A 26,715-nucleotide genomic window follows, 5' to 3' on the forward strand; every position below is an offset into this window, starting at 1 on the left:
TTTAAGATAAAAAAAGAAGTAAGCGATGGCTTACTCCTTACATAACAAATACAAATATAATGAATTCAGAGTGTTTTTTAAAATTCAGAACCCGTCGTCATCGTCGTCAAAACCATCATCATCTGAAGTTTCCTCCTCTCCATCGGCATCAGGATCGGTCTTGGTTTCTTCCTCTTCTACGTCAGAGTCCAACTGATAAGGTTCCTCTATACCATAATATTGAAGCCTGAATCTATTGATAAAATTCAGGGTCTCTGCTTTGTCTCCGGGAGCAAAAACCAAATCTCCTATTTTGGCTTTGGCGCCATTACTTTTTTTGCTAATTACGGTATTAAATGAATTATTGGACGAATAGATCAGCAGTCGGCTATCTTCGTAACTGAAGTAATACCAGGAATCAGCAGAGGCCTTCAGGAACAGGTTGAAAACAGGCCCTCCGTCTTCATTCCTTTTCGCTTCCATAAAGCCATCAAAGGCCCCATTAATATCGCTGCGCTGCAGATTAGATAACCCTAGTTTACCTTCGCTATAAAAAGCTTTAAAGTCAACGGACCAGATCATATCTACATTGGCAAACACCATGGAAGTTGAAGTTTCTTTAGTGAAACCCGCCAGGGGCACATAATCTTGTAAAGAGCGTTGTTCATATTCCCTGGCAGCACGTTCGCCTGCGATATCCGCCAGTTTATACAACAACTCCGTTTGGTCACCCAGCCCCTCCGGAGCACCCAGGTTATTTACCACATCAAGAATATCCACTGCCATGATATCAAATGCCTGGGTAGGTACTGGCTTAAAATCAATAGAAAAAAGGGAATTCATCTTGTATTTTACGTCATTGATATTAGCATGACCAATGACCGCGGCCTTAATATCCGCATCTTTACTGGGAGCAATAAAAGTGGCCGGCCCTTCAAACCTCAGCTCAGAAGTGGCCTGGTTGTACCTGAAAATTTTACCTGCGAATGCATTGCCATTTCCTTTCACGGTGTCTTCAATGACAAACTCATTGGTTTTTTCATCATAAAAAAGCAGGCCTGAAGGAGTAAAAAAGTCCTCATCATCAGGCGTAAATTTCTCGGTTATAAAAGAATGATAAAGACTGTTATCTCCTGCAGCAAAATGTAGCCCCGCTTCCAGACGACGGCCATCTTCCGTGGTGGAGTTATCATAATCTATCATTACTTCTTGCTGATCAGCGCTACTGCTATGATTGATCCAGGTATTATATCCTGGTTCATCTAAGTCCAGTTTTACATAACCCGAAAGCTCCATAGCCGGTTGGTGTGCATAAAGTATCAAATCTCCTTTATAGTACATCCCCGGAGAAACCAGCACATTCTGGGTCTCTGCAACTGACCCGTTAGCTACAGTATGTTTTTCCAATACATCTTTACGTCTGGTACCCGGAGCCGGGATATCTTCCAGATGGAAATCTTCCATTTTTATGGGAATAGTATCATTTAAGGCATTGATAAACTGATAGGTAGCATAGCCTGAAAATTCATTCCTGGATTTGATGTCGATAACTCCTTCCGTCAAGCGATGGTATCCATAAAGGGTATCCAGGATAATGGTAGTATTCGTCAATTGACCAATACGAGAGTTTTCCAGGATAAGTACTTCATTGTTTTCGGGAGTTATCTTTGCATCCGCCACAATGATATAGGGTATTCCGCTCACCTTTAATTCCAATGAATTAATATCATATTCTGCTTTGGTGGCATTAAACCTCAGTGAGTCCAGGTCTTTCCTGGTGGTATAAAAATAGGAGCTCTCAATCGGCACATCATCCGGTTTTATCATAGTAATTTTTTGCTCTTCAAGGTCCCAGCGTGCTTCCGTAATAGACGTTTTGAATTGGGCATAGGGAAACTCGATGGCAGCTTCACCTTCCACTTCAGGGCTTATCACAGCATAATTTTCGTTAAGGTTGAATTTCAAGCGTACGTCATCTCCATGCAATGCCGGTTTTTCCGGATTGCTTGATTCAAGATCAAATTCGGCATGCCTTGCATAAAACTGATCATTTTTGAGCGTGATCTTGTCTGATTTAGCATGTGAACCTCTGGTAGCCAGGAGCCCTGAGCCATAAACTCCATTATTGGTCACAATGGCAGTACCATCCAACGAAGCTGTTTCGTTGTAAAACTGGAAAGGATCTTCTACACTCTTAATATACATGCTGTCCTTTTTAGGCAACCATAGCATTTCGTAGTTAGCCAAACTCGCCTGCGGAAAGATGACGCCATTATATTCCGCCTCTCTGATCTCAAAATAATTACCGCTTCCGGTAACTGAATCCGGGTAAAAAATAAAATCTTCCGATTCCAGTGAAGTGGTAAGAAAGTCTATCCTACCAGTGCCCCTGAGGCCGCGACTGTCCAGGCTTAACTTATTGAAGAGTCTACCTTCTCCTTCATATAATGCATAACCTTCCGGAGGTATATCATGTTGAAAGCCTAACGAAAAATCAGGCTGGATACGCAGTGTCTCCTCGAAATCCGGGAACATTCCACTAGAGCCAAAAGTGCCTTTAAAGCCAATAGCTGCCGGATCAGAACCCCCTAAACTGTCCAGGTCGAAGGGGGGAACAAGAAAATATAACGATTTATCATAGACACCATCCAGCACATCGTTCTTATCAAAATAGGCCACCTGGCCTTTTTCAGAATTGAAACGGGGATAATTCAAGTATTTTTTTTTGCTTGATTTATTGTTTGGCTTGTTGATAAACAGTGTTCCAGAACCACTTTGAAGATTGTTTGTCACCCCGCTACTGGCCTGAATAGAGTCAGAAGAAACTAACGCATTCTTCACTTTTCGTCTTCCCTGGTTGCCACGGCTGTTCTCGTCTTTTACAAAAAACTCAATGGAGTCTATTTGATTAAGATAGATAAGGAAACTATCATACTTAAAGGTGAAGTCACGTCCAATGTATTCAAAATTACCTGCGTATATTTTACCATCAAACCGTATGTCCCGATCACGGAGTAATGTTATTTCACTACTATCAGGCTCAATGATCACATTCAAAGAATCACTGACTCTAAAACTTTCTACGCCACGCACTGTCAATTGTCGCTCGGCAAAATTCAGGGTAGCATTTGGGCTTGTATCGATTACAGACGCAATGATGATATTATCGAAGTCTTTTTTGCCTCGTTTAGAATTAAAAAGATGCCTGGCTTTTTTCTTTACCGTCACCAGACCGTTATTATAGTCATATCCGATCAATCCTTTTTGAGCCAGGTAGAGCATTGCTCCGCGCAGAAGGAGTTCATCTTTTTTATAAAACTTAGCCAGGTCGCTCACATAAAATTCATCTACCCTCTTCTTGGAAGCATAATAAGTAACAATACCCAACGGATTAAAATCATACAATTTATCGCCCAGTGAGCGATAATCTTCCTTGTTGTAATGATCACTGGATTCAAAATAGGCCGGCACGATCTTTCGAGCTTCCAAGATAGAAGCATCCAGGCTGTCGGAATTTAGGTCCCAACGGATAATATCAGCTGTAAAATCAATATTAAAATACGTAGCGGTGTAGGGTGTATTTCTATAACCGCCTTTGTCCTTTTGAAGTGTTAAATATTTGCTATTCAAATCATAATTCAGCCTTACAGCGGGGTGATATATCGAGTCATTTCCTTGATAGATAACAACACGGGCCCGTTTGGTGCTCACCAATGAATCCTGAAATTCAAAAATATCAGCCCTGGCCCTAAACTTTCTTGAAGTGGCATCCTGTACCTCTATCAGCGAACCGTCGCCAAATACTGATGAACTATTTATCTTGGCCCCTTTCAAAGAAAACCCACCCCGATAAATGAACCCCTCACCCAGACCTTTGACCGGTATATTGCTGTAGTAAGATTGAAATCTGGGATAACTGGCATCTGTGGTAGAATCATGACGACTACTTTTATATTCGAAAACTCCGTCTATTTTACTCTCTAACTTACCTATGTATGTTAGCCTGGCGGCTTCAGCTCTTAATTTTGACTTGGTAACATCCAGGCTATAATCCGTTAATTCACAGTAGACAGAATCCTCTCCTAATCCAGCCATTGTCCAGTTGAAGCGTCCTTCTTTCCCAACAAATTGCCGTGATAATAAAAGGTAGCTGCCAGATGTATTTTTCAGGAAAACAGAATCATATTGTGAAACGAAATTAAGTTCTGCCTCATCAAATGTGATCACAGGGCCTTCTATGACTGGCAGTACATTACCCCCTGTAATAGCCTGGGCAAGCAATTCTTCCTGGGTGGGGCCGGTATCTTCGTCTGGAAAGCTATCATCCCATTCAGTATCCCAGTCCTCATCAGGTTCTTCTTCGTCCCAGTCTTCAAAACGTTCTGACTCCTCTTCTTCGAATACTTCTTCTTCCGGCTCTTCCTCTACGGGTGCTTCTTCGATTTCAGGGGCTTCAATGTATTGGAATTGATATGCATCGTTTTGAACATATAGTTTGCTGGCGTTGGCATAGTACAGTGCATGGTGTTCAAAAAACTGTGTAGATGCCCTCAGAAATGTCAGGATCTCATCTTTGTCATGATTATCAATCATCTTTTGCATCACATTCAGATAGGGTGTAATAGTAGGGTCATTGGCAAATTCTATGTCCTTGGCAGCAGCAATAGACCTGAAATAAAGATCTATAATACCACGTGTACTATACTTCTTATTCATGATCGCTGCTACCTGTCGCATGGCCTTATCCTGTATTTCAGGGCCCAGGCGTGGCCAGGCCGTCAGAAAATCATCGCGGATAGTAAGCGTTTGCTGCGATCGGGAGTCATTCAGGCGATTTTTTAATGAATCGGCCGTTATTTGACCCTGAGCAGTAAGTGAGATACCGCATGTTCCTATGACAAGAAACAGCAAAAAATATGTGAGAACACTCCTCATCAATCTGTCAAATTCTTAAATTATTGTGAATAAACCAATAAATAGAAGATTAGAAGGCTTAAGTGATAACGTAATATCTTCCAAGAGGATTGTTTTTATCTACTTTTTATGGAAAATCAAAGATGACCAACCATTTTTTTCTGTAGATGTCATTAGCCCAAGACCGCATGAACTGGCCTTCCCGATAAGGTCGTCATTATCATTTTCATAAAACCCACTCAATAGCAACTTACCACCGGTGACCAAATGGCCGACATATTCTTTCATTTCATCTAAAAGTACATTTTTATTGATATTTGCAAGAATGATATCAAAATTACGATCAAGCTGAAGGGTACGAATGGTGCCTTCCAATACCTTCACATGGCGGCAATGGTTCAATGAAACATTTTCAGGTGCATTTTCCGTACTCCAGGAGTTATTGTCATAAGCTATGACTTCAGAAGCTCCCAGTTTCTCGGCCATTATCGCTAAAATGGCGGTACCTGTACCCGCATCAAGGACATGTTTATTTGTATGATCGACTCCCAGTTGATTTTTTAACATCAAATAGGTAGTAGCATGGTGCCCCGTACCAAATGACATCCGGGGATTAATAGCAATATTATACTGGAAGTCTTCACGAGTTTCATGAAAAGTGGCATGAACATATATCTCTTTTTCAACCTCAATCGGATCATAGTTTTTTTCCCACTCTTCATTCCAGTTTTTTGGCGCCACCCGCATTACCTCATAAGACAATTTGAATCCTGAGTATTTGCCCAGCACAGCGTTAAGCTCAACATCATCAAATAGCTCTTCTTCAATATAAGCCTCTAACCCATCCTCGGTTTCCATCATAGAGTCATAACTTATCGCTGATAACTCAGCGATAAGTATTTCTTTGATCTCTTCCGAACAATAAAGTTTGATCGCCAAAAAGTTAGTATCTGCCATATAAAGATCTAACGGCAGTTATTAACTCCCGTTACATGTTATTAAAAGGACTTAACGATATCTACGAAATCACGTGATTTAAGGCTCGCACCACCAATTAAACCTCCATCCACATCTGAACATGCAAATAATTCAGCGGCATTATCAGGCTTACAGCTACCTCCGTACAGAATGGAAGTATTATCTGCAATATCATTACCGTATTGTTCAGCGATATAACCACGTAAAGCCGCATGCATTTCCTGTGCCTGATCTGATGAAGCCGTCATGCCGGTACCAATAGCCCAAATAGGTTCATAAGCGATAACGATTTTTGAAAAGTCTTCTTTAGAAAGGTGAAATAAACTCTCTTTTATTTGCTGGCAAACAAAGGCAATGAAATCCCCTCCTTCACGTGTTTCTAATGACTCCCCACAACAGAAAATCGGTGTTAGCCCGTTTGCGAGGCAGGCATCCACTTTAGCAGCAAGCTGTTTATTGTTTTCATTAAAATACTCACGACGTTCACTATGCCCTAAAATAACGTATTCAGCTCCAACAGAAACCAACATGGGAACTGATATCTCCCCAGTGTAAGCACCGGAAGCTTGCTCATTGCAATTTTGGGCTGACAAATACATGTTTTTGGTTGTTCCTATTAGTTGTTTTACTTTGGTTAAATGGATATATGGAGGGGCCAAAACAACGATTGCATCATTGGCAACTTCATCGACGACCATACTGGCTATTTCAGAGGTAAGTTGTAATCCTTCATCAATGGTATTATTCATTTTCCAGTTACCGGCTACTATTTTTTTACGCATTTTTTTCGCTTAGAATATTGAACAATTGTGCATCGCTTTCAGCGACTTACTTTTAAGCGTCAAAGATACGCTTTGTCGGGCACTTGTAAAACGCGTGATGGTTTGATAAATGACAGGCTACCTCAAAATTTAAGCCTGATCTCATCCTCATAATCAACAGGTACAGATATAGGGAATCCATATACAGACATCTTAATATTTCCGGTGTAGCGTACCTTCATTTTTTTACCCCCTATCATACTCATGATACTATTGAGTACCCCTACATCTCCTATATTAAATTTGGCGTCTACAGGCACTTTGAACTCGGACAAGGCTTGTATTTTCGTTTTCAACTTATGTTCAATCGAACCTATCTTCTTTCCTGCAAGAGTGACATCAATATTTACCTTTTTTAGTTTCATACTGACATCATTTGGGTTGTAAAAAAAGGCATCCCCATTTAATAATGCCTGGCTGCCGGTTATTTCTGTTACTTTAACGTTACCTATCCGTTTAAAAACCGGAGCTTCTTTAGGGCGAGTACAACCGAATAATAATACAGTCAATAAAAGCAGGCTTGCAATTCTTTTCATCTGTAGGTAGACGCCCGGTATAATAGCTTTGTTACTTGATGTGATCAATATTTTTTATTTTTTAATTGGCCATCTGAATGATGTCGATAATCATGCCAAAGATGTGTAATTCTTAAAACTAAAAAACGAAAAGTACAATAAGTCAATGTCAGAGCCCCTCAAACAGCGAAGCATCAATATTTGGAATGACTTTCAGTGCATTTTTAAAGTATAATTTTTTTAGTACTTCATCCTCCAGGTCCAATCCATACATTTTCCAGAAAGCATGATATCTTTTATAGTATGGAAAGTATTCGTCTGCCGTTTCCAGCACCCGAAAATAAGTATGGTATTCTTCAGGATTCCAGTAATCTTTTCCAAACATCACACGGTCCTGGTAGGTCGTTAGAAACTTCTTTGCCATTCTCGGTTGCCGTCCCAACTCAGCAATCACGGCACCTATTTCTGAATACATATTAGGATACCTGTCCATTAGTTCCCCCAGCTTTCCAAGATCATTGCCATACCAACCCAGGTGTGCATTGATAAATGTAGTACCGGGATGCTTTTTGAAAATATCATGCTGTTCTGCAATAATGGTCTCCCAGGGTGCGGGGTCAGTATCACTCCGTTTTCTACGTGAGCGCAATTTAAGTTCCAGCCAGCGTTCGTTGTTTTCGTCATGTGGAGACCAGAAAGGTTTGGGGTCTGCAGAATGAATAAGCACCGGTATACCCAGTTCACCGCACTTAGCCCATACAGGATCAATTCTCGGATCATCGATCGTCACCCGCTGACCGTTTACTACTGCCATGGTCTGACTTTTATATATTTTAAGGCCATTAGCGCCAAGCTTTACATCGCTTTCGATTTGTTTCACTGTTCGTTCCGTCCACCCTTTTTCATTAATGGACTGAATGTCAATATTGGTAAAAACAATGAATCGGTTAGGTGCAGTTTTATTCACATTATCCAGGCTACCTTTCAGGTGCTCTTCAGACCCTCTTCCTCTTCCACTGAGGTTGACCATCACCGCCATATTCAGCTTATCCATTTCTTCTACCAGGTCATCCAGGTCCTGGTTAGGCATATTGAATTGATGGTTATGAACATCTATAAATGGATACCTGGCTCGTGTCACCTGATGTTCAGGTACTATCAATGTAGATGGAGGATCATATTTTTCCCAATCCATTCTGGGTTCTCCGGTGTTCTCAGTACCATTTTGGCCCTGACAATTGAATATGATGAATGATAACAAACACAACGCACAGGTAATTTTTTTCATATGGGATAAATTTTAGCCAATCTAACGATTTACTGCTTTTAAAGTTGGCACTTGCAGCAACATACTATGAAAAGGTCCATAAACTTGTATTCTGTATTATTCGAGGAGCTGGCAGTCACCAACAAGCCGTGGGCAAAGTTTTAGGACAAATTATAGCCTACTGCCCCTTGCCTATTGCCGACCATAGTATCGGTTAGCCGTTATGTTCGTTGTAAATGACGATTACAATGCAAGCGTGATTTGACACTAGCTATGATCCGTATAGTAATTATTAGAAATGGTTTTATCTTTGGCATGTTTGCTAACTTGCTGCTATGAAGAATTTTTTGATCATTGTTTGTGCTCTGGCTTATACTACTGTTTCTGCTCAATCTACAGAAGGACCTTATAACAAAGGACTTGAAAGTATTAAAAATGAAAAATTTGAAGAAGCTGTGAAATGGTTTGCCCAGGTGATCGAAGCGGACCCTAAAAACAAAATGGCCTATAATCAAAGGGGTTATGCCAAGAATCAGCTTGGTGATTTTTATGGCGCTATTGGCGATTATAATTTTGCTGTGGACCTGGATTCGACTTTTGCTGATGCACTTAATAACCGGGGTGAGGCGAAATTCAACCTTGGGGACGATTATGGATCAATAGAAGATTTTGACAGGGCCGTAAGGCACAATAATACTATGGCTGAGGCCTATAATAACCGGGGCTTTGCAAAATACAATGTAGAAGACCTTCAAGGAGCTTTATTTGACTTCTCAAAAGCTATAGAATTGGATGCTGATGATGCTGACAAATATTTTAACCGGGCAGTTATAAAAGCAGAACTGGAAGAATACATCAGCGCCATTGATGATTATAACAAGTGCATTTCCCTGGATGGAAAAGACCCGGAAGCCTACAGTTTCCGGGGTGTGGCACGTTATAACCTGGGGCAGGTAGAAGAAGCTTTGATTGATTATAACAAGGCCATCGAAATGGATAGTGAAGACCCTGTAAAATATGAAAACCGGGCACTCGCCAAAAGTGCTTTGGAAGACTTTGAGGGGGCACTCACTGATTATGACAAGAGTGTGGAATTATTCCCCGAAGACCCGGATACCTATAATCTGCGTGGTGTCATTAAATTTAACCTCAAAAACTATGAAGGTGCGTTAGAAGACTATGGAAAAGCTATAGGGCTGGATGCTTATAATCCTGTGTATTATGATAATCGTGCTCTGGCCAAGGCTTCATTGGAGGATTTTAAAGGCGCTGTTCAAGATTATTCTTATTCCATAGAACTTTTCCCTAATGACCCCGAAACGTTTCATCAGCGTGGCCTGGCGAAGATCAGCTTGGGCAACAACTATGATGGTTGCCTGGACCTCAATACCGCTGTAGAACTGGGCTCCGAAGATGCCCAATCCTCCATACGTGAGCATTGCAAATGAAGACTATTTTTGAACCGTCATTGCTGTTCCCGTACTTGCATTGATCACACTTATGTGCATCTGCTGTATTTCCTGCAATGAAAAATGTCGATACTTATCATTGATATTAAACTGTAACTGCTGAATAGGCAAAGATTCGCATAAATCGCCGCGAGCGTCATGTTCGAGCACCAATTGCAAATGCGATGCCTGCTCAGAGGAAATGACTCTTGGCCTGTGCAATTCAAATTCATGCACTGTACATCCCCCGGGATATTGTACTCTTATATTCAGGAATTCCTCCTCTACATTTGCATTTAATATTCTGAAGGGGTCAGAGGCGGGCATTTCATATTCAGGTAATACGGATGCTTTTACATAAATAGCCTCATTACTAAGTTTTGATGTAGAAGCGCGCTGCTTACATCCCGTCACCACCATCAATAGCACAATACTCATAAAAAGTGTCTCTCTCATTGTTATTCTATCTAGCTCCAACCTTAAGACACTGGTTCATTAACGAACGTTGGGGGCGATTATTAAATAATCATAGGATTTCTCACCAGTAACTTTCAAAGTGCATAAGACATCATACACTGAAAAAACCTAAAACTATTAGAAAACAGCACTTTCGGCCAGTAGTCTGTATTGGTCAAGATCGTGTTGTACGTTTTGCAATTTTGCCATTAATGTACCAACGGCCACTTTTCCCAATGGTAACCTCAACGGAGGCGTTTCAGTTTGAGTAATTCCCAAGATCGCTTCAGCCGCTTTTTGAGGATCTCCTTCCTGCTTCCCATCTACAGCTTTGATCTTTTCGCGGAACACACCGGCTGTTCCCTTATAATCCGGAATGTAATCCTGGGCCAATCGAAAAGCATTACCTGCAAAACCGGTTCTGTACGGACCGGGCTCCACTATCGTAAGGTTTATTCCCAGAGGCAATACCTCCGCTGCCAGTGCTTCGCTAAAACCTTCCAGGGCGAACTTACTGGCATTGTATATGCCAAACCCGGCAAACGCCTTGAACCCTCCGTGTGACGAAATTTGTAAAATATGACCGGAGCCCTGCCTCCTCATAAGAGGTAACGCGCCTTTTGTCACTTCCAGCGCTGCGAAAAAATTTGCTTCAAATACTTGACGAACTTCCTCTTCACTTGTTTCTTCGACAGCACCAGCCACGCCAAAACCAGCATTATTAACCAAAACATCCAACCTTCCAAACCGCTTTTCTATTATTTCAAAAGTACTTTTAATCGCATCGAAATCTCTCACGTCTAGCAAAACACCAAGTGCTTTTTCGGAATGCTTAGCATTAAAATCATCTACCTGCCGTTGTTGACGAAATGTCCCAATGACAAAATCACCTTTCTGAATAACCGTCTCAGCCAGCGCCTTTCCCAGGCCACTGGATATACCTGTAATAAACCAAATTTTACTTGTCATAATACCTTCTGTTAAGAATTAAAAATTATGATACAAAAATGTGCGATCTGAACACTGTAACGCTAGAATAAAACCTATCTTGTTCGGTACTTTTCGGACATCTTATGTTTGAAATCAACGGGAGCACTGCCCGTTTCTTTTTTGAAAAGTCGTGCGAAATAAGAGCTATCGTACAAACCCAGCCGGGCGGCTATTTCCGAAACGGTAAAATCGGTAAATGTCAACAAACGCTTAGCTTCGAGCATGGTACGTGATCGAATGACTTCAGTGGCCGTTTTTCCTGTCACTTGTTTTATAATATGATTCAGATGATGACCTGTAACATTGAGCATAGCGGCATAGTCACGCGCTGTCTTATTCTCCAGGAACCTTTCGTCGATAAGGGTTTGGAATTGTTTGTACAGTACATTGTATCTTTTCGGTAGCACCTGTTCATACTGTAAATTTATACTACGCTGTATCTGGGTCAATAAAACATGTAAATAGGATTGCAGGATAGGCGCGCTGCGATCTGTTCTTTTATTTTCCGTTATCAATAGATCTATGGTACGTCTTATGTCAACGTAGTCCTTCCTATTCAGCTTCAAACCAGGGTTGGTATATACATTATCAAGAAAACTTAGCTCAAAAAGCATCTCCTGGTTTTGCTGATTGAACAAATAAAAATCAGAAGTAAACATAATCGTACCTCCTCTTAATGGTTGCCATTCTTCAAACTCATGCAACTGACCCGGCGAAATGAAAAAAAGACTGTTTTCACTTAAATCATACTCGACATAATCGATGATTTGTCTACTGACTCCTGCATCCACCCATAAGATCTCATAAAAGGTATGTCGATGAACATCATCTACCTCAGGTTCTTCCATTTCGTCAAAACGAGTGATCTCAAACTCAGTTTTGCTTTCAGGCTGATTAATGAAATGACCTATGGAGTAGTAAGGAAAGAGATTATTCATGGATATGCTGGCAACAGTATTTTAGATGTATGTGTAATAACTTTGTTACAATCGTCCGACCTCTGACATTCATTTAGACAGATCACTGATCTTTTGAATACCCAGCCTGTCCGCTTCTTTTTTGCGCATCATGATAGCATGGGTATTATTAAACCCTAAAGGAGGGAGCCATTCCATATTATATTTCTCTTGAAATTTTTGTTGTACATAATCCAATACCTCCTGTTTTTCATACAGTATTTTTTGCAATACCGCTCCTTCCGGCTGAAGGATTACCAGCAAACCCGTACCGGTATATTCAGGGTATAGGTCGATATGGCCCTCGTTCATAGCATCGAACAATAGTTTAGTACCTCCAAAACCCAATTTGAGTTCAACAGTCAGACCTGTATAGTTTTCTATCACCAATTTGAACATCTCTGCCAAAAGAAAATTTTCCGTGAAGCTTTTCGAGCCAATGATGATATCTGCCTGCCCTTTTCTTTCAACAGAGGTATTTAACCCAAGGTTTTTCAAAAAATCCCTTGCGACTTCTCTAATGTTCTGCTGTTTTTCATCTACCAGGAAGTTCATAGCAGACATGTCACTGTCACTAATTTTATCTGACAACATAGCAAGTGCTTTTGCCGCATCCGGATAACGTTGTATCATATCTCTTCTTACTAAAGGGGCCGCATGATAAGGGGGGAAATAGTTTTTGTCATCTTCCAGGATAGTAAGACCAAATGCCTCTATGCGCCCATCGGTAGAAAATCCACTGATCAGATCAACCTTCCCATTTTTGAGCGCCAGGTACATCAGTCCTATTTCCATTTCCTTCACCTCCAGGTCCAGGTCATACTGTTCCTTCATACCAATGTATCCGTCATTACGGCCGATGAATTCAGATGGAAAACCGGCAGTCCACTGATGAGAAGAGGTTTGGCCCAAACTCTTGTATATCAAGAACGCCGCTATCAGCAAAACCAACATCATCAAAGGCTTTTTGAGCTGGTAAATGTGTTTCTGAACGAGGCCCATGGCCCAATCAAAAAAAAGTGCCATGACGCCTGCGGGTATAGCTCCCGCCAGGATCATATAGGTATTATTCGTACTAAGACCACGAAAAATGAACTCACCAAGTCCTCCGGCAGCAATCAGGGCGCACAAAGTAGCCACCCCCACATTGATCACAAAAGCCGTACGTATGCCGGCAAATATCACGGGCATGGCCAATGGCAGTTCCACTTTTAAGAGTACCTGTCGCCTGTCCAGGCCCATACCAATGGCAGCCTCTTTGGTGGCCGGGTTAACATTGATGATACCTGAATAGGTATTACGAACTATCGGCAATAATCCATAGAGAAATAACGCAATAATGGCCGGCACAGCTCCTATGCCAAAAAAGGGGAGTAAAAAGCCCAGAAGTGCTATGCTGGGAATGGTTTGCACTGCATTGACAAACACCAGTACCGGTCGAGAAGCTTTTGGTGTTTTGGTGATGAAGATACCCAGAGACAGTCCTACCACAACCGCCAATGAAAGCGAAACAAGCGTCAACCATAAGTGCTCACTTATCTGTGACCGTAACTCCTGCTGGTTAGTTACAATGAATGCTATGAACTTGTGGAGTTCGTTCACGGCACCACATGGTTAAGGTTAGCATAAAACAAAGGTAATAATTGCCCTTCGGGAATAATGAAGTCATTCTTGTCCGCGGAAAATGAGATGGCCCCGGATCGATTATGTTGAGCAGCTTCACTCACCGAAATATCCACCGGCAATGGACCGGAAACTTTTTTATCCATTTCAACAGGAGCTAAAAAAGGCAACAGTTCATTGATTTTAATAGCTGTTAACTCAAGTTCTACATAGTGTGAAGCAAAAAACTGTGCAACAAAATCACTGGCGGGCTGAAATAGCAATTCTTTTGGTGTACCGATCTGTTCGATCCGCCCGTTATTCATCAACGCCACCCTGTCAGCCAGTTCAAAAGCCTCCTTACTGTCATGAGTGACGATGATCACGGTCTTATGCATCGATTTTTTCAGGAGCTTAAATTCCGATTGTATCTCCGCACGCGTAATAGGGTCCAATGCACCAAAGGGCTCATCCATTAAAATGATCTCAGGGTCCGACGCCAATGCCCGGGCCAGGCCCACACGCTGTTGCTGACCTCCGCTGAGCTGATCCGGAGTACGGTGCTTTATAGTATCTTCCAGTCCTACCAGGTTCAGCAATTCATTCACTCTACCATCGATCCGGGCTTTGTGCCAACCTAAAAGCTGAGGCACAAGCGCAATATTTTGAGCAATAGAATAATGAGGAAATAACCCTATTTGCTGTATTACATAGCCAATTTTCCTTCTTAACAGGTGCGAAGGCGATACATCAATGTCCTGATCATTCACCCATACATTTCCCTGGTCTTTTTCGATGAGACGGTTGATCATTTTTAATGTGGTGCTTTTACCACTACCGCTTGTTCCCAGGAGAACCAGTGTTTGTCCACGGTCAACTTTGAAAGAAACATCATTAACTACCCGACGGCCGTCATAACTTTTCGACAGATTTTTGACTTTAATCATGGACTTTATAAAACTAGCTAATGTAAGGCGGAGTAAAAAATCCATTACCGTAAGCAAAGCTGCCATTCACTCCACGAATCGGACAGCTCACTCTAAAACCGAAGGACAAACGGCATGAGAGACAGTTATAGATACATTACCAACTAAACTGAACTATAATCAAACATTTAAATCATGCAACAAACATCTGTAGTATTAATGAGTAGAGTCAAAGCGTACCTGCTCGTAGTCTTAATGGCTTTTCTTATAGCGTCGCTTTCCAGCTGTGGGGATGACGATGACGGACCGGGACTACAAGACGCCGTACAATTAGCCCAATCAAATGACGACCTAAGCACTTTAGTAACCGCCCTTACGGAAGCCAATTTGGTGGGTACATTACAGGGGCCTGGGCCTTTTACCATATTTGCTCCTACTGATGCTGCTTTTGACGCATTTATAGCGGCAAATAGTCAATATTCTACCATACAAGATTTATTGGATGACGAAACGGTACTTACTGCTGTATTACAATATCATGTAGTAAACGGAGAAAGTTTTGCAGCAGATCTGAATAATGGAAACATTACATCTCTTCAAGGAGAGCCTATTAGTGTGAATGTAGATAACGGTGTAGTATTAAATGGAAATGCATCTGTGACAGGCGCAGATAATGATGTAAGTAATGGAGTAGTTCATGTGATCAATCAGGTGTTGATTCCTCCTTCACTGGCCGTTCAACCTCAAAACATTGTTGAACTCGCCCAAGATAATGATGACTTGAGTACTTTGGTGGATGCCGTAACAGCTGCAGACCTCGTGACTACGCTGACGGGTGACGGACCCTTCACCGTTTTTGCACCTACGAATGAAGCTTTTGAAAACTTTATTGCTGCAGACGGCAGATTCGGAACGTTAGCAGAATTGGTAAGTAATACTGAGGTATTGACTGCCGTTTTGAAATACCACGTACTTAACGGAGAAAAAAGATCTACAGATCTAACCGCTGCAACTGAGACTACATTACAAGACGATGAAACTATCGCTGTGGTAAATGAATCAGGTGATATCACTTTGAACGGAAATACAAACGTTGTTACAGGCAATGTTGATGCTAGTAATGGTGTGGTACATGTCATCGACAGGGTACTTCTTCCACCTTCTTTACGTATTGACGACATCGTTTCCATCGCCACCGCTCCTGAAACGGAAGGATTGGATTCTCTTGTGGTAGCATTAACGAAATTCGACGACCTGGTAAGTTTACTTGGTGGGGAAGGTACATTTACTGTGTTCGCTCCTGACAATATGGCTTTTAGGGGACTATTAGAAACATTAGGTAAAGATAGAATAAGTGATATTCCTGAAGGTGTACTTAAGCGTGTGTTACAATATCATGTAGTAGCTACAGCAGGTGTAAGATCCGGACAGTTGACAGACGGTCAAACGATTACTACAGCACTAGGTGATGATGTAGAGATTGGTAAAACCGTAGATGCTGTAACTATTAATGATGGGGCTGCACAGGTATCAAGCGCAGATATAGCTGCAAGTAATGGCGTTGTGCATATAATCAATGCTGTTTTAGTTCCACCTTTGGAGTTAAGTACATTAGGCACTGTTGTGGAAATCGCTTATTTCAATAAAGATTTCACTACATTGATAGCAGCACTTGACAGAGCTATGTTAATTGATGACCTGACGAGTGGAATGGACTTGACCGTCTTCGCTCCTACGAATGCTGCTTTTGAGGCATTTATCACTGCTTCTCCTGACTTTAGTTCCGCAGACGATCTTTTAGCAGCGCCAAATTTGGCAGATATATTGTTGTATCACGTATTAGGACAAAGAGTTCTTTCCACAGCACTCCCCGGCCTCAATGACAACCCTACTACGACGATCTATTTACCTACTTTAAGCCCAGGGCCAGCTGATGCAGCCGAAGGATCTACTACGGTCTCTTTACAAATAAAAGATGGTGCCATGTTAACAGGTGATGTTGCCATCAATACTGACCTGGTGGACCTGGATGGCGGAAATGGAATAGTACATGTATTAAATGGTGTGCTTGTACCACCGACTGTAGTTCAACTTGCTGCTGGTGATGGAAATTTCGGATTACTTGCAGGCGCACTAGGTGATGCGAATTTGGTAGAGACTTTAAATGGAACAGGTCCGTTTACCGTATTTGCTCCAACAGACGGCGCCATTGAAACTGTCGCTCCTCTGCCTACGGGTCAGGCTCTTACGGATATACTTTTATATCATGTTTCAAATGGTAATATAGTATCAGGCAATCTTACTCCTCAAGATAACACGGTTACCACACTGTTATCGGATGGTGCAGGAGGATTCGAAACGTTTGTTGTAAACGGCACCTCCCTGGCGGTAACAGCTAACGCTTCTACTGCTACAATTGTAGCAACAGACATTCAAGGAACTAACGGAGTAATCCATGTTGTAAACGAAGTATTACTTCCCACAGAATAATGATATGTCGTGCACAAGCCTGCCCCCTCCGGCAGGTTTGTGTATTTTCTTACTATTTTTAGATTATGTTCAAGGTCAAATACCGATACTTATTCACCCTGCTGCTAGCAGCTTACTCCTACCTGAACATTTTGTTCACGGAAGGAGACCGGTTATTTGGCTATGACATCAATCCAATACTGTTCTTTACCACGTTGCTGCTCATGGTATTAGCTCTGTGGGAAACGAACCGGTTGGTGCAATATCAAATAGAGAAAGCAGAATGGAAGGCGAAACTACATCCACTGGTAGCTTTTTTCCTGATCAGCCTGCTGTCAGTGACGCTCATTTCTTTATTGGTCACAGGGGCACTTTACCTGAGCTATGAAGATGAGGCCCATAACATGATCACTTTTAAATTGTCTTTGGGTTTTGCTTTCAGGGTTAACCTATTCTTACATTCTATCAATGCCATTTATTACTTTATAACGCGTTTTAAAAATGCCCAGCTTGAAGCTGAAACATTAAAAAAGCAACATGCTGAAGCACGTTTTGAAGCGCTAAGAAATCAGATCAATCCACATTTTCTGTTCAATAGTTTCAATGTGTTGTCTTCATTGGTATATAAAGATGCTGACACCTCTTCCAAGTTTATTGATCAATTGAGTAATGTATATCGGTACCTACTTTACAATCAGCAAAATAAATTAGTCAAACTTAGCGAGGAGATGGCTTTCATAGAGTCGTACATTTATTTACTCAAAATCCGGTTCCAGGATAATCTGGAGATTCAAAAAGATATTGCCAAAGATCTAAGAGACACATACATTGCTCCGGCTACGTTACAGCTATTGGTAGAAAATGCTATCAAGCACAATGTGGTTTCCAGAAATAGTCCCCTTTCTATTCGTATTTTTTCTAATGGGTCTTATATAATTGTAGAAAATACGATCCAACTGAAGGAAATAAAAGAAGAATCTACTAACCTGGGGTTGAATAATATTAAAAACCGATACGACTATCTTTGTGGTAAGGATGCGATGGTTATCAACGCCAATGATGTGTTTACGGTTAAAGTGCCTATTATAAAAGAAGACTTATGAAGGTATTAATTGTAGAAGATGAAGCGCTGGCGAGCGAGCGCCTGGAACAAATGCTGATACATTGCGATGATACCATCGAAGTATTGGACAGTATTGACACGGTGAAAGATGCCGCCGTCTTTATGGACAGTCGCCGGGACGAGCTGGACCTGGTTTTTCTGGACATACAGCTCGCTGATGGCAAGAGTTTTGAGATTTTCAATAAGATCAACTATCCTAAGCCGGTGATCTTCACCACCGCTTATGACGAATATGCGCTAAAGGCCTTCAAGCTCAATAGCGTGGATTACCTTCTTAAGCCTATTAAAAAAGATGAGTTGAGCACTGCACTGAATAAGTTTAAAACAATAAGCGCCAATAACAGAGAGGTACAACCTACCGTTGACAGAGATCTGTTAGAGCGTATCCTATCCCAAAATCCAAAAAAATACAAGCAACGCTTCCTGGTTAAATTTGGTAGCCGGATCCAATTTAAAAATACCAATGAAGCAGCCTACTTTTACGCTGAAGACAAAATTTGTTACCTGATTTTAAAGCATACAGGTAAGAAATACATGATCGATCATACACTGGAAGAATTGGCCAACGAGTTATTGGACCCACAGCATTTTTTCCGCATCAGTCGCCAGTATATTGTAAACATAGACACCATCCAGGAAGTAAAGAGTTATCAGAACAACAGGCTGGAATTACTTTTGAATATTCCCTATTCAGGCAAACTGGTGGTGAGCAGGAGTCGGACAGCGGATTTTAAAGAATGGTTGAATAATTGATCGGTTCTACATTACCAATTCCTTTTCCTATCGTCACTACTTGAAGTCCCTCTCTTCATCGTTTTCATTTCTTCTTATTTGTCTATTCATCATACAACAGTTTCTTGCCTTTCAAAGTAATATGTACTTTTTCAATGAAAGGACAGGTACCGGTACTTACAATGGTTTGCAAAGAAGACATTGTGGTAAGACTTGCAGGAGGTAAACCTATATGAAATGAAACGCTTAGCTTAAAAAAGCAATTCGCTTGTAGGATCATTATCCATTGCTCCTACAAGCGAATCTCTTATAAAATCATCGCCAAATCAATCCGTCAAGAGCATTTTTCGGGTTTGACTTACTTCTCCATCAGCGTACAAAGTATAGAAATATATTCCGGCGCCCAATTCACCTGCCGTAATGGTCATAGACCCTGCGCCATTTTCAGATAGCTCGATATTCCTTACCTGCTGTCCGTTAATATCATATAAAAACAATTGGGCTTTCTGTGTATCTTCCGGTAGGTAGTATCGAATAGTGGTAGACTGATCAAATGGATTAGGTGTATTTTGATACAACTCAAGAGAGCTCAGTGAGCCTGTGGAGGTATCCGGACTTTGGCCAAGTGCGTCGTCGATAACCCGGGTATTTTCCCTGGTCAAACGTGCTATTACTTTTTCCTGTTCCTCCATTTTCAGGCTCATTTCCTGTATGGCTTTGATCATTACGGGGATTAGCTCGTTATAGCGTATACCATATAGCGCATCAGAATCTGCAGGTAAAGCCCGACCGGCCGAATCATAACGAATTTCTTTGGTAGGGTCATACACTATTTCCGGAATGACTTTACTCACTTCCTGCGCAATTAATCCGACATGAATCTCATTTTCGTCACTATTTTTCCATTGATAGCTAACAGGATTCAGTTCCTGGATATGTGCTAAGCCATAGGTGATAGGTTTAATTTTATCCTTTGCACGAATATCTGACGTACTCACGAAGTTGTTTGCAAAAACATTAAGCCAACCCCTGGAAGAAGCCCCGAGGCTTCTGCCTCCGGAAGGAATTATATTACCAATTGATAGTATTGTGCCATTGCCAAATGTAAGATCAAAAATTCCAGTTATACTACGTGTTTGCACTGTTCCTGAATTCACTAACACATCATCTCCAAAAGAGGCAAAGTCGCTAACAGTAATAAAGGTTTCAAATCTGCCTGCACCTTGCGCCCTTATAGAACCACCAATTGTAAGTTGAGAAGATGCCGAAGTCGTTCCAATACCAACATTCCCATTTGGATTGATCACAATATCAGGACTGATCCTGCCAGAGCCCAATGTCTTACCAATATACATGCGACCATTGTTGGCAGGGCTGGCATCCCAAAACAGGATAGCATCCCTAATACCACTGGTACCCGGGGAGCCGGTAATAATATTACGGTCGGTCAGCGCCATATTCACCGAATAACGATCAAACTGATGTCTCGTTCCATAAAGAGGCAAACCGGAAATACCGGGGCTGCCCGGCCCTCCAACGGAGGTCCATACATCTCCAACTTTCTCTTCTCCAAAGTCACCGGTAAGCAAATGACCAATGTTAAACACATCCGTAAAGTTACTTCCCTGCACCAGGAAGCCTACTCGGTTAGCTACGGTATAACGTCCTGTGCCGGTATTGAATGCATTAAAACTTGCTGTGGGGATGCCGACCCCTGTTCGCCCGGGTCGTACGGTAGTCACGTTCGGATTTTTGGGAGCGCTGGGGAACCAGAATTCCTGGGCCTGGGCCATAGAAAGAGCCGACACACACAAAATCATCAGTAGTAATTTGTTGGTTTTCATAATAGTGGGGTTAAATTTTAAACTTAAAGTTAAGCCCATATAATGCACCATACTTTGGTAATTTTTTCTGTTTACTTCATAAGTACTTTTTAATAAAAAATTGATTTATACTATGAAAATACTTAATAATTCATGAAAAATGATTACAAATAAATCATTATAAAGATTGAGAAATTGTTCTAATACACTGATAATCAATACTCACCTCTTATCAAAAAAGCGTTTGTTCTATCCTGCTTTGCATATGCATTGAGAACCAGACAAATACCATAACATTGCTATGGAACACCGAGAGCTTTGGTTAAATCACTTCATCAAAGAATTCAATCCTTTTGTGATCATTATCAACATAATGAGACAATAGCTTCAGGGTCTATAACTGTTCCAGGTAGCTATACATCATTCAGGCAACGGAATATACCCCTTCTCTCCATCTACCATTTTAAATTGCTTCTCTTTCCAGGCTTTTTTCGCCTCTTCGATCTTTACCTTATCGGAAGACACAAAATTCCAAAATATATACCGTTCTTCTTCGAATGGCTTACCTCCAAACAGTAAGACATGTGTATGCTCCCCCATTGCCAAACGACAAACATCTTCTTCTTTTGACACCAGTAAATTGCCTTGTTCTATTCGCTCACCACAGGCTTCTATGTATCCTTCCACAATGCATACTCCTATTTCACCTTTTAAATTCAGCAGAGTCGTATCTAATTCATACTTATCCTGGCATTTAATTTCTACCATAAACAGCTCTGAATGAACCGGCACAGGTGATCTTTTACCGTAGGCCTCACCTGCCACAAGGGTATAAGAAGCCTCATTATCCTTCCAGCGGGGCAATGCTGTATGCTCGGCATGAAAAAACTCCGGCTCCATGCTTTCCAGCTCCCTGGGTAACGCCACCCATATCTGAAAGCCATGAAGCACATGTTCTGATCCTGATCTGAGCTCTCCGGGGGTCCTTTCAGTATGTACGACGCCCTTACCTGCAGTCATCCAGTTTACCGAGCCAGGGGTGATCTTTTGAGCTGTACCAATGCTGTCCCGGTGCATGATCTCCCCTTCAAACAGGTAAGTAAGGGTAGATAAACCAATATGAGGATGTTGGCCTATGTCCAGGAAATGTGTTGGACCAACTTTAGAGGGGCCCATATGGTCAATGAATATAAATGGGCCAATCATTCTCTTTTTTCTAAAAGGAATAAGGCGCCCTACCAGGAAAGAGCCTATATCACGGCTGCGTTCTTCTATTATCAGTCCGATGTTAGACATATTGTGATTTCTTTCAATAAAGATAGCTCAATCTAAAGTTATTTTTTCATTTATATCAGCCAGTAGTAACGGTATGAAGCCAGGAAAATTAAAAATTTTATAACACGCATGCTGTCAGAACATTACATGATTTATTTCAGTTCTAAGTGTTTTTGCCTAGATATAATATACCTGTTATATGCTATTGAGTGACAGCGCTTTTGACTCTAGATTTGTAAGGAAGATTTAAAGGTATGGATTGGAGTAAAAGAATAATAGCAGGGTTGATTTTTTTGTGTTGGGGGGTGCAGGCTGTGGCTGTTGACAGTGGGTCCCGGTTTGATGGGAAGGCCACTAAGGAAGCGTATCTCTCCATACCGTACCGGGTATGGGTATCATCAGAACCTTCAGGCGATTTCGCTCATGAGCAACATCGTTTTCGTAGAATTCCGGTAAGTGAAGTTACTTCACAAGCTGCAAAGGTAGTTGAGAAAGGTCTTGATGATATTTTTCCATTCGTATACCGGGATGCCTCAGCCGATAAAGAAGATTCCCAACTTTCCAATGCATTTCATTTAATCGCAACGTTGGAAAATGATCTTGTACAAATGGAAACTAACGTTCAGACATTTGAACAGAACCAACAGAAAAAAGCGACCTATTTATGGATGATTATTTCGTTTCTCCTGGTCTTATTGATCATTTTGATATTCAGAAAACATAAACAAGACAGGCTTAAAATGGGTGAGATAAAAAGGCAGCAAGACATCATCACCAAAAACAAAAAACAAATAGAATCACACCAGGAAGAACTTAGGAAGTTCGCATATGTGACATCTCATAACCTGAAAGCCCCGCTACGCGGGATCGGTCATATTTCAGAATGGCTCGCCAGAGATTATACCAATAAATTAGACCGACAGGGGACAGAGTTGTTCGAATTAATGCAATCAAGGGTTAGAAAAATAGATTACCTCCTGGATGATATGCTGACCTATCTTAAAATGAGCAGCAAAGAAATTCTTCCTGAGTCCGTTGATGTTAAGAGTATGGTCAAGGCCATTGCAGATTCAATATCATCCCCTAAACAATTCAAAATTCTGGCTAACAAAAACCTTCCTATTCTTAATGCGGGTAAGTTAACGATCTACCAATTACTTTATAATCTGATAGACAATGCGCTTAAATATAGTCACAAGCCTTTTATTAAAGTGGAGGTAGGCATGACTAAACTCAATGACCAATGGCACCTGTTCGTAAAAGACAATGGAAACGGTATCGAAGAAAAGTACCAGCACAAGATCTTTGAAATGTTTCAAACATTAGACCACGAAGAAGAAATAGAGGGTAGCACGGGTATCGGGTTAGCTGTCGTTAAAAAAATAGTAGATACATGGGGCTCTGATGTATCACTGGAATCTGAACTTGACGTCGGAACTACGTTTTACATAAGGATTCCTGAGCGTATGATAATATCTTCTCTGGAAAGAAAACCGGCTTTAACGCTGGAAGAAGCTATTTCCATACAACCAACTGCCACCGGAAGGCCCATTTCCATTGGATAGACAAGGTGCGATACGGTGCATTCCTGAAGAGCTTCCGCAATCCTTCCCTGTGAAAAGACCTTAGTACAGAAACTGCCGCATCATTCTTTACCATATCTGATTTGGAGAACCATGTAGTGAGCCATTTAATGGAATAATACGCAAACCAATGGCGGTGTATATCATTTATGACAATGCCTTTCTTCGCTTTGTCACAACATTGATCGAAAAGAGTTACTAGTTGTTCATCTGTAAAATGGTGCGTGAATAACGTGCTTACCATCACATCATAATCTAACTTATTGAACTTATCTCCAAATATATTCCAGGCCTTATAACTTATTTCCGGATACTTTGCCGTATTCCGTTCAGCATACGCCACTATATGGGGATTGGCATCTATACCTATTAATTCCAGGTCAATGCGAGACTTACGGCCCCACTTGGCAATCCTGATTAACATATCTCCACCGCCACAGCCCAGGTCCACAATTTTCAGTCTTTTTGGCTTTTCTTTAAGTCCTGCTATTAGTTTTTTCAACCCATTTGTGGTGACTTCATTGCCTCCTAGTAGTCTGTTAATGATCTCCAGTTCCCGAAGTGTCTGGTCAATCACTTCGCCTGAACTGTTCAAGTCATCCATCCATTCTTGTTCTGTCGATCTTTTAGAGAAGTCAGGCATCACTTGTACGCTACTTCAAGTGTCATACTTTCCAGCGTAAGGCCAGGTCCGAAAGCAAGGCCTAAAATTGACTTCTCATCATCTGAGGCTACTATCCGTCCTGATAGCTCCTTCAATACAAACAGGACGGTAGGAGAGGACATATTCCCAAAATGGCGAAGAACGTGATGAGCACTTTGGTTTTGCTCTTTGGTAATATCCAGTTGTTCTTCAATCACCTGGAGTATCTTCTTACCGCCAGGGTGAATAATATAATGATGGAAATCCAGGTTTTGGTAGCTATCTCTGAGTCTCACCAGTAGCTGTTGTATTCCATCCTTAATAATACCAGGAACGTAAGAGCTTAGTTTCATCTCAAAGCCAAAATTCCCAATTTTCCAGGCCATTTCATCTTGTCCGTCAGGCAGCAGGTCGCACATAAAACCGTTTATTTTGAAGGCTGTTTTCTCACCAGGTTCGGACTCTACCAATACAGCTGCCGACCCATCCCCAAACAGGGCATTAGCCAACAGATTATCGTCCGTCTTCTCCTTCTGAAAGTGAATACTGCACAGCTCCGTGCAAACTATAAGTACTTTTGATCCCGGCTGTGAAAGGCAAATTGCATTAGCCGTTTTTAAAGCATTAAAAGCGGCATAACAACCCATAAAATTAATACCGGTGCGTTCTATCGTTTTATTCAGTCCTAGCTGATAGATCAAATCGATATCCAATCCGGGTGCATACATACCCGTACAGCTCACCACTATCAGATGCGTAATAGTGTGCATGTCAAAATCCTCCGGTAAACAATCACGTACCGCCGCAACACTTAAATCACAGGCTGCCAACATAAATTGACCTCCTCTTTCTTCTGTATTTGGAAATGGCTCCATGTTCTCCGAATTAGGATAGAAAGTAAAACCTTCTTTACGGAGATAATCTTCCAGTACAGTATACCGGGAATGTATTCCGGTAGCCCGGTAAAGCAATTTTAAATGGTCAGCTTCCTGTGGGTTCAATTGGTGTGCTTTCACCATAAAGGCAAGGACATCCCCCTGGCTTACCTGGTGCTCCGGATTAGCTGTTCCAATCGACGTTATATAGGCGCTCATTGAATCAATAATACTTAAAAATTTATACCTTGGTGGTAAACGGGTCTCAGTTTATGCTAAAAAAATCCACATGGCTTCATCTCCGCATTCCTTTCTCATTTTTTCTCTTACCTGTATTTCTTTTCGCTTTATCCGTTTCACCTAATATTAAGGCGGACCGTATAGTCATTGTTTTCGTGATATTACACTTTTTCTTGTATCCTGCCAGCAATGGTTACAATAGCTACTTCGATAAAGACGAAAAAAGTATAGGCGGGCTAAAGAATCCGCCAAAGGTATCCAAGGATTTATACCTGGCTGCTTTACTATTCGATATGATTGCACTACTTCTTGGGTTTATGATAAGCTGGCAGTTTGCACTAATGCTGTTCATTTATGGCATGGTGTCCAAGGCTTATAGTCATCCAATAGTACGTATCAAAAAATATCCATTTACCAGTTGGTTCATAGCGGGGCTTTTTCAAGGTTTTTTCACTTTTTTAATGAGCTATCTGGCGTTGAATGACTTTGACTTTGCTCAACTGCAAAAAAGTACGCTTCTCTGGGCGGCTTTACTTTCTTCTGCCATTCTTTGGGGCTCTTACCCCATGACGCAGATCTATCAGCATGAAGAAGATGCAAAAAGAGGGGATGTCACATTGAGTCTTAAGCTGGGCATTTTAGGCACTTTCCATTTTACAGCCTTCGCATTTACGCTCGCTTCAGGATTTTTTGCATGGTACTTTATATCCGTATATGAGATCTATTACGCCATCGTTTTTTTTGTGGCCATGTCTCCGGTTGTGTCCTTTTTCGGATTCTGGTACTTTAAAACCAGAAAAGATCTGAGCCAGGCAAATTATACCAATACCATGCGGCTGAACTTTATTTCATCGTGTAGTCTTAATTTCTTTTTCATATACTTTTTTCTGCATTCTATGCATTTTATAGGATAAGCATTCAGCTGAGTGCAGTTATCACGCATACCGAAGCTTTGGTGAGCATGCCATCATTTCCTTCATTTCTGAGACCGCACAGTTTTTATTTTGCCCTGGTCTCAAGACTATGACTGGTGTCCAGTCCCTCCTCAATTGACGTGTAGAGTTGGATGATGAACTCTATTTGCAATTTTGGGAAGTTCT

The 26,715-nt window shown here is 41.4% G+C and carries 20 protein-coding genes; 6 read left to right on the forward strand and 14 right to left on the reverse strand.

Annotation, left to right across the window (positions count from 1 at the left end; genetic code table 11):
• Positions 1–84 precede the first annotated feature (84 nt).
• From FNH22_RS00920 to FNH22_RS00940, 5 genes are all read right to left on the reverse strand, one after another.
• Positions 85–4,914 carry a hypothetical protein gene (locus tag FNH22_RS00920; protein ID WP_143396407.1) on the reverse strand — a complete coding sequence of 1,610 codons (4,830 nt, stop codon included), beginning with the start codon at positions 4,912–4,914 and terminating at the stop codon, positions 85–87.
• A 99-nt stretch (positions 4,915–5,013) separates the two neighbouring features.
• Positions 5,014–5,850, reverse strand: a complete 837-nt coding sequence (prmA, locus tag FNH22_RS00925; protein ID WP_143396408.1) for a 50S ribosomal protein L11 methyltransferase — start codon at positions 5,848–5,850, stop codon at positions 5,014–5,016.
• Positions 5,851–5,891: 41 nt separating this feature from the next.
• The gene (gene tpiA / locus FNH22_RS00930; protein WP_143396409.1) at positions 5,892–6,653 is read right to left on the reverse strand and encodes a triose-phosphate isomerase; all 762 of its coding nucleotides are present in this window, start codon (positions 6,651–6,653) and stop codon (positions 5,892–5,894) included.
• Positions 6,654–6,775: 122 nt separating this feature from the next.
• Positions 6,776–7,228, reverse strand: a complete 453-nt coding sequence (locus FNH22_RS00935) for an LEA type 2 family protein (RefSeq protein WP_143396410.1) — start codon at positions 7,226–7,228, stop codon at positions 6,776–6,778.
• Between the two features lie 148 nt (positions 7,229–7,376).
• A complete protein-coding gene (locus FNH22_RS00940; protein WP_143396411.1) occupies positions 7,377–8,495 on the reverse strand; it encodes an amidohydrolase family protein in 1,119 nt (372 codons plus the stop codon).
• A 314-nt stretch (positions 8,496–8,809) separates the two neighbouring features.
• On the opposite strand from FNH22_RS00940, the gene FNH22_RS00945 reads away from it, so the two are divergent.
• Positions 8,810–9,922, forward strand: a complete 1,113-nt coding sequence (locus FNH22_RS00945; protein WP_143396412.1) for a tetratricopeptide repeat protein — start codon at positions 8,810–8,812, stop codon at positions 9,920–9,922.
• Between the two features lie 3 nt (positions 9,923–9,925).
• On the opposite strand, the gene FNH22_RS00950 is transcribed toward FNH22_RS00945, so the two are convergent.
• From FNH22_RS00950 to FNH22_RS00970, 5 genes are all read right to left on the reverse strand, one after another.
• Positions 9,926–10,378: a hypothetical protein gene (locus FNH22_RS00950; RefSeq protein WP_143396413.1), complete on the reverse strand. Its 453-nt coding sequence runs from the start codon at positions 10,376–10,378 to the stop codon at positions 9,926–9,928.
• A 138-nt stretch (positions 10,379–10,516) separates the two neighbouring features.
• On the reverse strand, positions 10,517–11,347 hold the full coding sequence (locus FNH22_RS00955) for an oxidoreductase (RefSeq protein WP_143396414.1): 831 nt from the start codon (positions 11,345–11,347) through the stop codon (positions 10,517–10,519).
• Between the two features lie 74 nt (positions 11,348–11,421).
• The gene (locus FNH22_RS00960; RefSeq protein WP_143396415.1) at positions 11,422–12,306 is read right to left on the reverse strand and encodes an AraC family transcriptional regulator; all 885 of its coding nucleotides are present in this window, start codon (positions 12,304–12,306) and stop codon (positions 11,422–11,424) included.
• Between the two features lie 69 nt (positions 12,307–12,375).
• Positions 12,376–13,926 (reverse strand): ABC transporter permease/substrate-binding protein, encoded by a 1,551-nt coding sequence (locus FNH22_RS00965; RefSeq protein ID WP_143396416.1) that lies wholly within the window; start codon positions 13,924–13,926, stop codon positions 12,376–12,378.
• Complete coding sequence (locus tag FNH22_RS00970; protein ID WP_185154023.1) at positions 13,923–14,873, reverse strand: ABC transporter ATP-binding protein; 951 nt, start codon at positions 14,871–14,873, stop codon at positions 13,923–13,925. Before FNH22_RS00970 ends, FNH22_RS00965 begins: the two co-directional genes overlap by 4 nt.
• Positions 14,874–15,047: 174 nt before the next feature.
• Between FNH22_RS00970 and FNH22_RS00975 the strand changes: the two genes are divergently transcribed.
• The 3 genes from FNH22_RS00975 to FNH22_RS00985 all read left to right on the forward strand — a co-directional run bounded on the left by FNH22_RS00975 (position 15,048) and on the right by FNH22_RS00985 (position 19,197).
• Positions 15,048–17,342 (forward strand): fasciclin domain-containing protein, encoded by a 2,295-nt coding sequence (locus FNH22_RS00975; RefSeq protein ID WP_143396418.1) that lies wholly within the window; start codon positions 15,048–15,050, stop codon positions 17,340–17,342.
• A gap of 65 nt (positions 17,343–17,407) precedes the next feature.
• Positions 17,408–18,424, forward strand: coding sequence for a sensor histidine kinase (locus FNH22_RS00980; protein WP_143396419.1), 1,017 nt, complete (start codon positions 17,408–17,410; stop codon positions 18,422–18,424).
• Positions 18,421–19,197, forward strand: coding sequence for a LytTR family DNA-binding domain-containing protein (locus FNH22_RS00985; RefSeq protein ID WP_143396420.1), 777 nt, complete (start codon positions 18,421–18,423; stop codon positions 19,195–19,197). Before FNH22_RS00980 ends, FNH22_RS00985 begins: the two co-directional genes overlap by 4 nt.
• Before the next feature lie 305 nt (positions 19,198–19,502).
• On the opposite strand, the gene FNH22_RS00990 is transcribed toward FNH22_RS00985, so the two are convergent.
• Complete coding sequence (locus tag FNH22_RS00990; protein ID WP_185154024.1) at positions 19,503–21,020, reverse strand: tail fiber domain-containing protein; 1,518 nt, start codon at positions 21,018–21,020, stop codon at positions 19,503–19,505.
• A 399-nt stretch (positions 21,021–21,419) separates the two neighbouring features.
• Positions 21,420–22,295 (reverse strand): pirin family protein, encoded by an 876-nt coding sequence (locus FNH22_RS00995; RefSeq protein WP_143396422.1) that lies wholly within the window; start codon positions 22,293–22,295, stop codon positions 21,420–21,422.
• Between the two features lie 233 nt (positions 22,296–22,528).
• Here FNH22_RS00995 and FNH22_RS01000 point away from each other — a divergent pair, with 233 nt between their 5' ends.
• Complete coding sequence (locus FNH22_RS01000) at positions 22,529–23,839, forward strand: ATP-binding protein (protein ID WP_143396423.1); 1,311 nt, start codon at positions 22,529–22,531, stop codon at positions 23,837–23,839.
• Here FNH22_RS01000 and FNH22_RS01005 read toward each other — a convergent pair.
• Positions 23,790–24,500 (reverse strand): methyltransferase domain-containing protein, encoded by a 711-nt coding sequence (locus FNH22_RS01005; protein WP_185154025.1) that lies wholly within the window; start codon positions 24,498–24,500, stop codon positions 23,790–23,792. The genes FNH22_RS01000 and FNH22_RS01005 overlap by 50 nt on opposite strands.
• The gene (locus tag FNH22_RS01010) at positions 24,500–25,594 is read right to left on the reverse strand and encodes a type III polyketide synthase (protein ID WP_143396425.1); all 1,095 of its coding nucleotides are present in this window, start codon (positions 25,592–25,594) and stop codon (positions 24,500–24,502) included. The genes FNH22_RS01005 and FNH22_RS01010 overlap by 1 nt, the downstream gene beginning before the upstream one ends.
• Before the next feature lie 53 nt (positions 25,595–25,647).
• Between FNH22_RS01010 and FNH22_RS01015 the strand changes: the two genes are divergently transcribed.
• Positions 25,648–26,529 (forward strand): UbiA family prenyltransferase, encoded by an 882-nt coding sequence (locus FNH22_RS01015; RefSeq protein ID WP_143396426.1) that lies wholly within the window; start codon positions 25,648–25,650, stop codon positions 26,527–26,529.
• The last annotated feature ends 186 nt before the right edge of the window (positions 26,530–26,715 follow it).

Source organism: Fulvivirga sp. M361 (assembly GCF_007097395.1).
Classification (GTDB): Bacteria; Bacteroidota; Bacteroidia; order Cytophagales; family Cyclobacteriaceae; genus Fulvivirga.

What these genes read in the sequence shown, in the direction of transcription:
- FNH22_RS00920 (WP_143396407.1), bottom strand. Translation starts at nt 4,914, where the DNA reads ATGAGGAGTGTTCTCACATATTTTTTGCTGTTTCTTGTCATAGGAACA.
- prmA (WP_143396408.1), bottom strand. Translation starts at nt 5,850, where the DNA reads ATGGCAGATACTAACTTTTTGGCGATCAAACTTTATTGTTCGGAAGAG.
- tpiA (WP_143396409.1), bottom strand. Translation starts at nt 6,653, where the DNA reads ATGCGTAAAAAAATAGTAGCCGGTAACTGGAAAATGAATAATACCATT.
- FNH22_RS00935 (WP_143396410.1), bottom strand. Translation starts at nt 7,228, where the DNA reads ATGAAAAGAATTGCAAGCCTGCTTTTATTGACTGTATTATTATTCGGT.
- FNH22_RS00940 (WP_143396411.1), bottom strand. Translation starts at nt 8,495, where the DNA reads ATGAAAAAAATTACCTGTGCGTTGTGTTTGTTATCATTCATCATATTC.
- FNH22_RS00945 (WP_143396412.1), top strand. Translation starts at nt 8,810, where the DNA reads ATGAAGAATTTTTTGATCATTGTTTGTGCTCTGGCTTATACTACTGTT.
- FNH22_RS00950 (WP_143396413.1), bottom strand. Translation starts at nt 10,378, where the DNA reads ATGAGAGAGACACTTTTTATGAGTATTGTGCTATTGATGGTGGTGACG.
- FNH22_RS00955 (WP_143396414.1), bottom strand. Translation starts at nt 11,347, where the DNA reads ATGACAAGTAAAATTTGGTTTATTACAGGTATATCCAGTGGCCTGGGA.
- FNH22_RS00960 (WP_143396415.1), bottom strand. Translation starts at nt 12,306, where the DNA reads ATGAATAATCTCTTTCCTTACTACTCCATAGGTCATTTCATTAATCAG.
- FNH22_RS00970 (WP_185154023.1), bottom strand. Translation starts at nt 14,873, where the DNA reads ATGATTAAAGTCAAAAATCTGTCGAAAAGTTATGACGGCCGTCGGGTA.
- FNH22_RS00975 (WP_143396418.1), top strand. Translation starts at nt 15,048, where the DNA reads ATGCAACAAACATCTGTAGTATTAATGAGTAGAGTCAAAGCGTACCTG.
- FNH22_RS00980 (WP_143396419.1), top strand. Translation starts at nt 17,408, where the DNA reads ATGTTCAAGGTCAAATACCGATACTTATTCACCCTGCTGCTAGCAGCT.
- FNH22_RS00985 (WP_143396420.1), top strand. Translation starts at nt 18,421, where the DNA reads ATGAAGGTATTAATTGTAGAAGATGAAGCGCTGGCGAGCGAGCGCCTG.
- FNH22_RS00990 (WP_185154024.1), bottom strand. Translation starts at nt 21,020, where the DNA reads ATGAAAACCAACAAATTACTACTGATGATTTTGTGTGTGTCGGCTCTT.
- FNH22_RS00995 (WP_143396422.1), bottom strand. Translation starts at nt 22,295, where the DNA reads ATGTCTAACATCGGACTGATAATAGAAGAACGCAGCCGTGATATAGGC.
- FNH22_RS01000 (WP_143396423.1), top strand. Translation starts at nt 22,529, where the DNA reads ATGGATTGGAGTAAAAGAATAATAGCAGGGTTGATTTTTTTGTGTTGG.
- FNH22_RS01005 (WP_185154025.1), bottom strand. Translation starts at nt 24,500, where the DNA reads ATGCCTGACTTCTCTAAAAGATCGACAGAACAAGAATGGATGGATGAC.
- FNH22_RS01010 (WP_143396425.1), bottom strand. Translation starts at nt 25,594, where the DNA reads ATGAGCGCCTATATAACGTCGATTGGAACAGCTAATCCGGAGCACCAG.
- FNH22_RS01015 (WP_143396426.1), top strand. Translation starts at nt 25,648, where the DNA reads ATGCTAAAAAAATCCACATGGCTTCATCTCCGCATTCCTTTCTCATTT.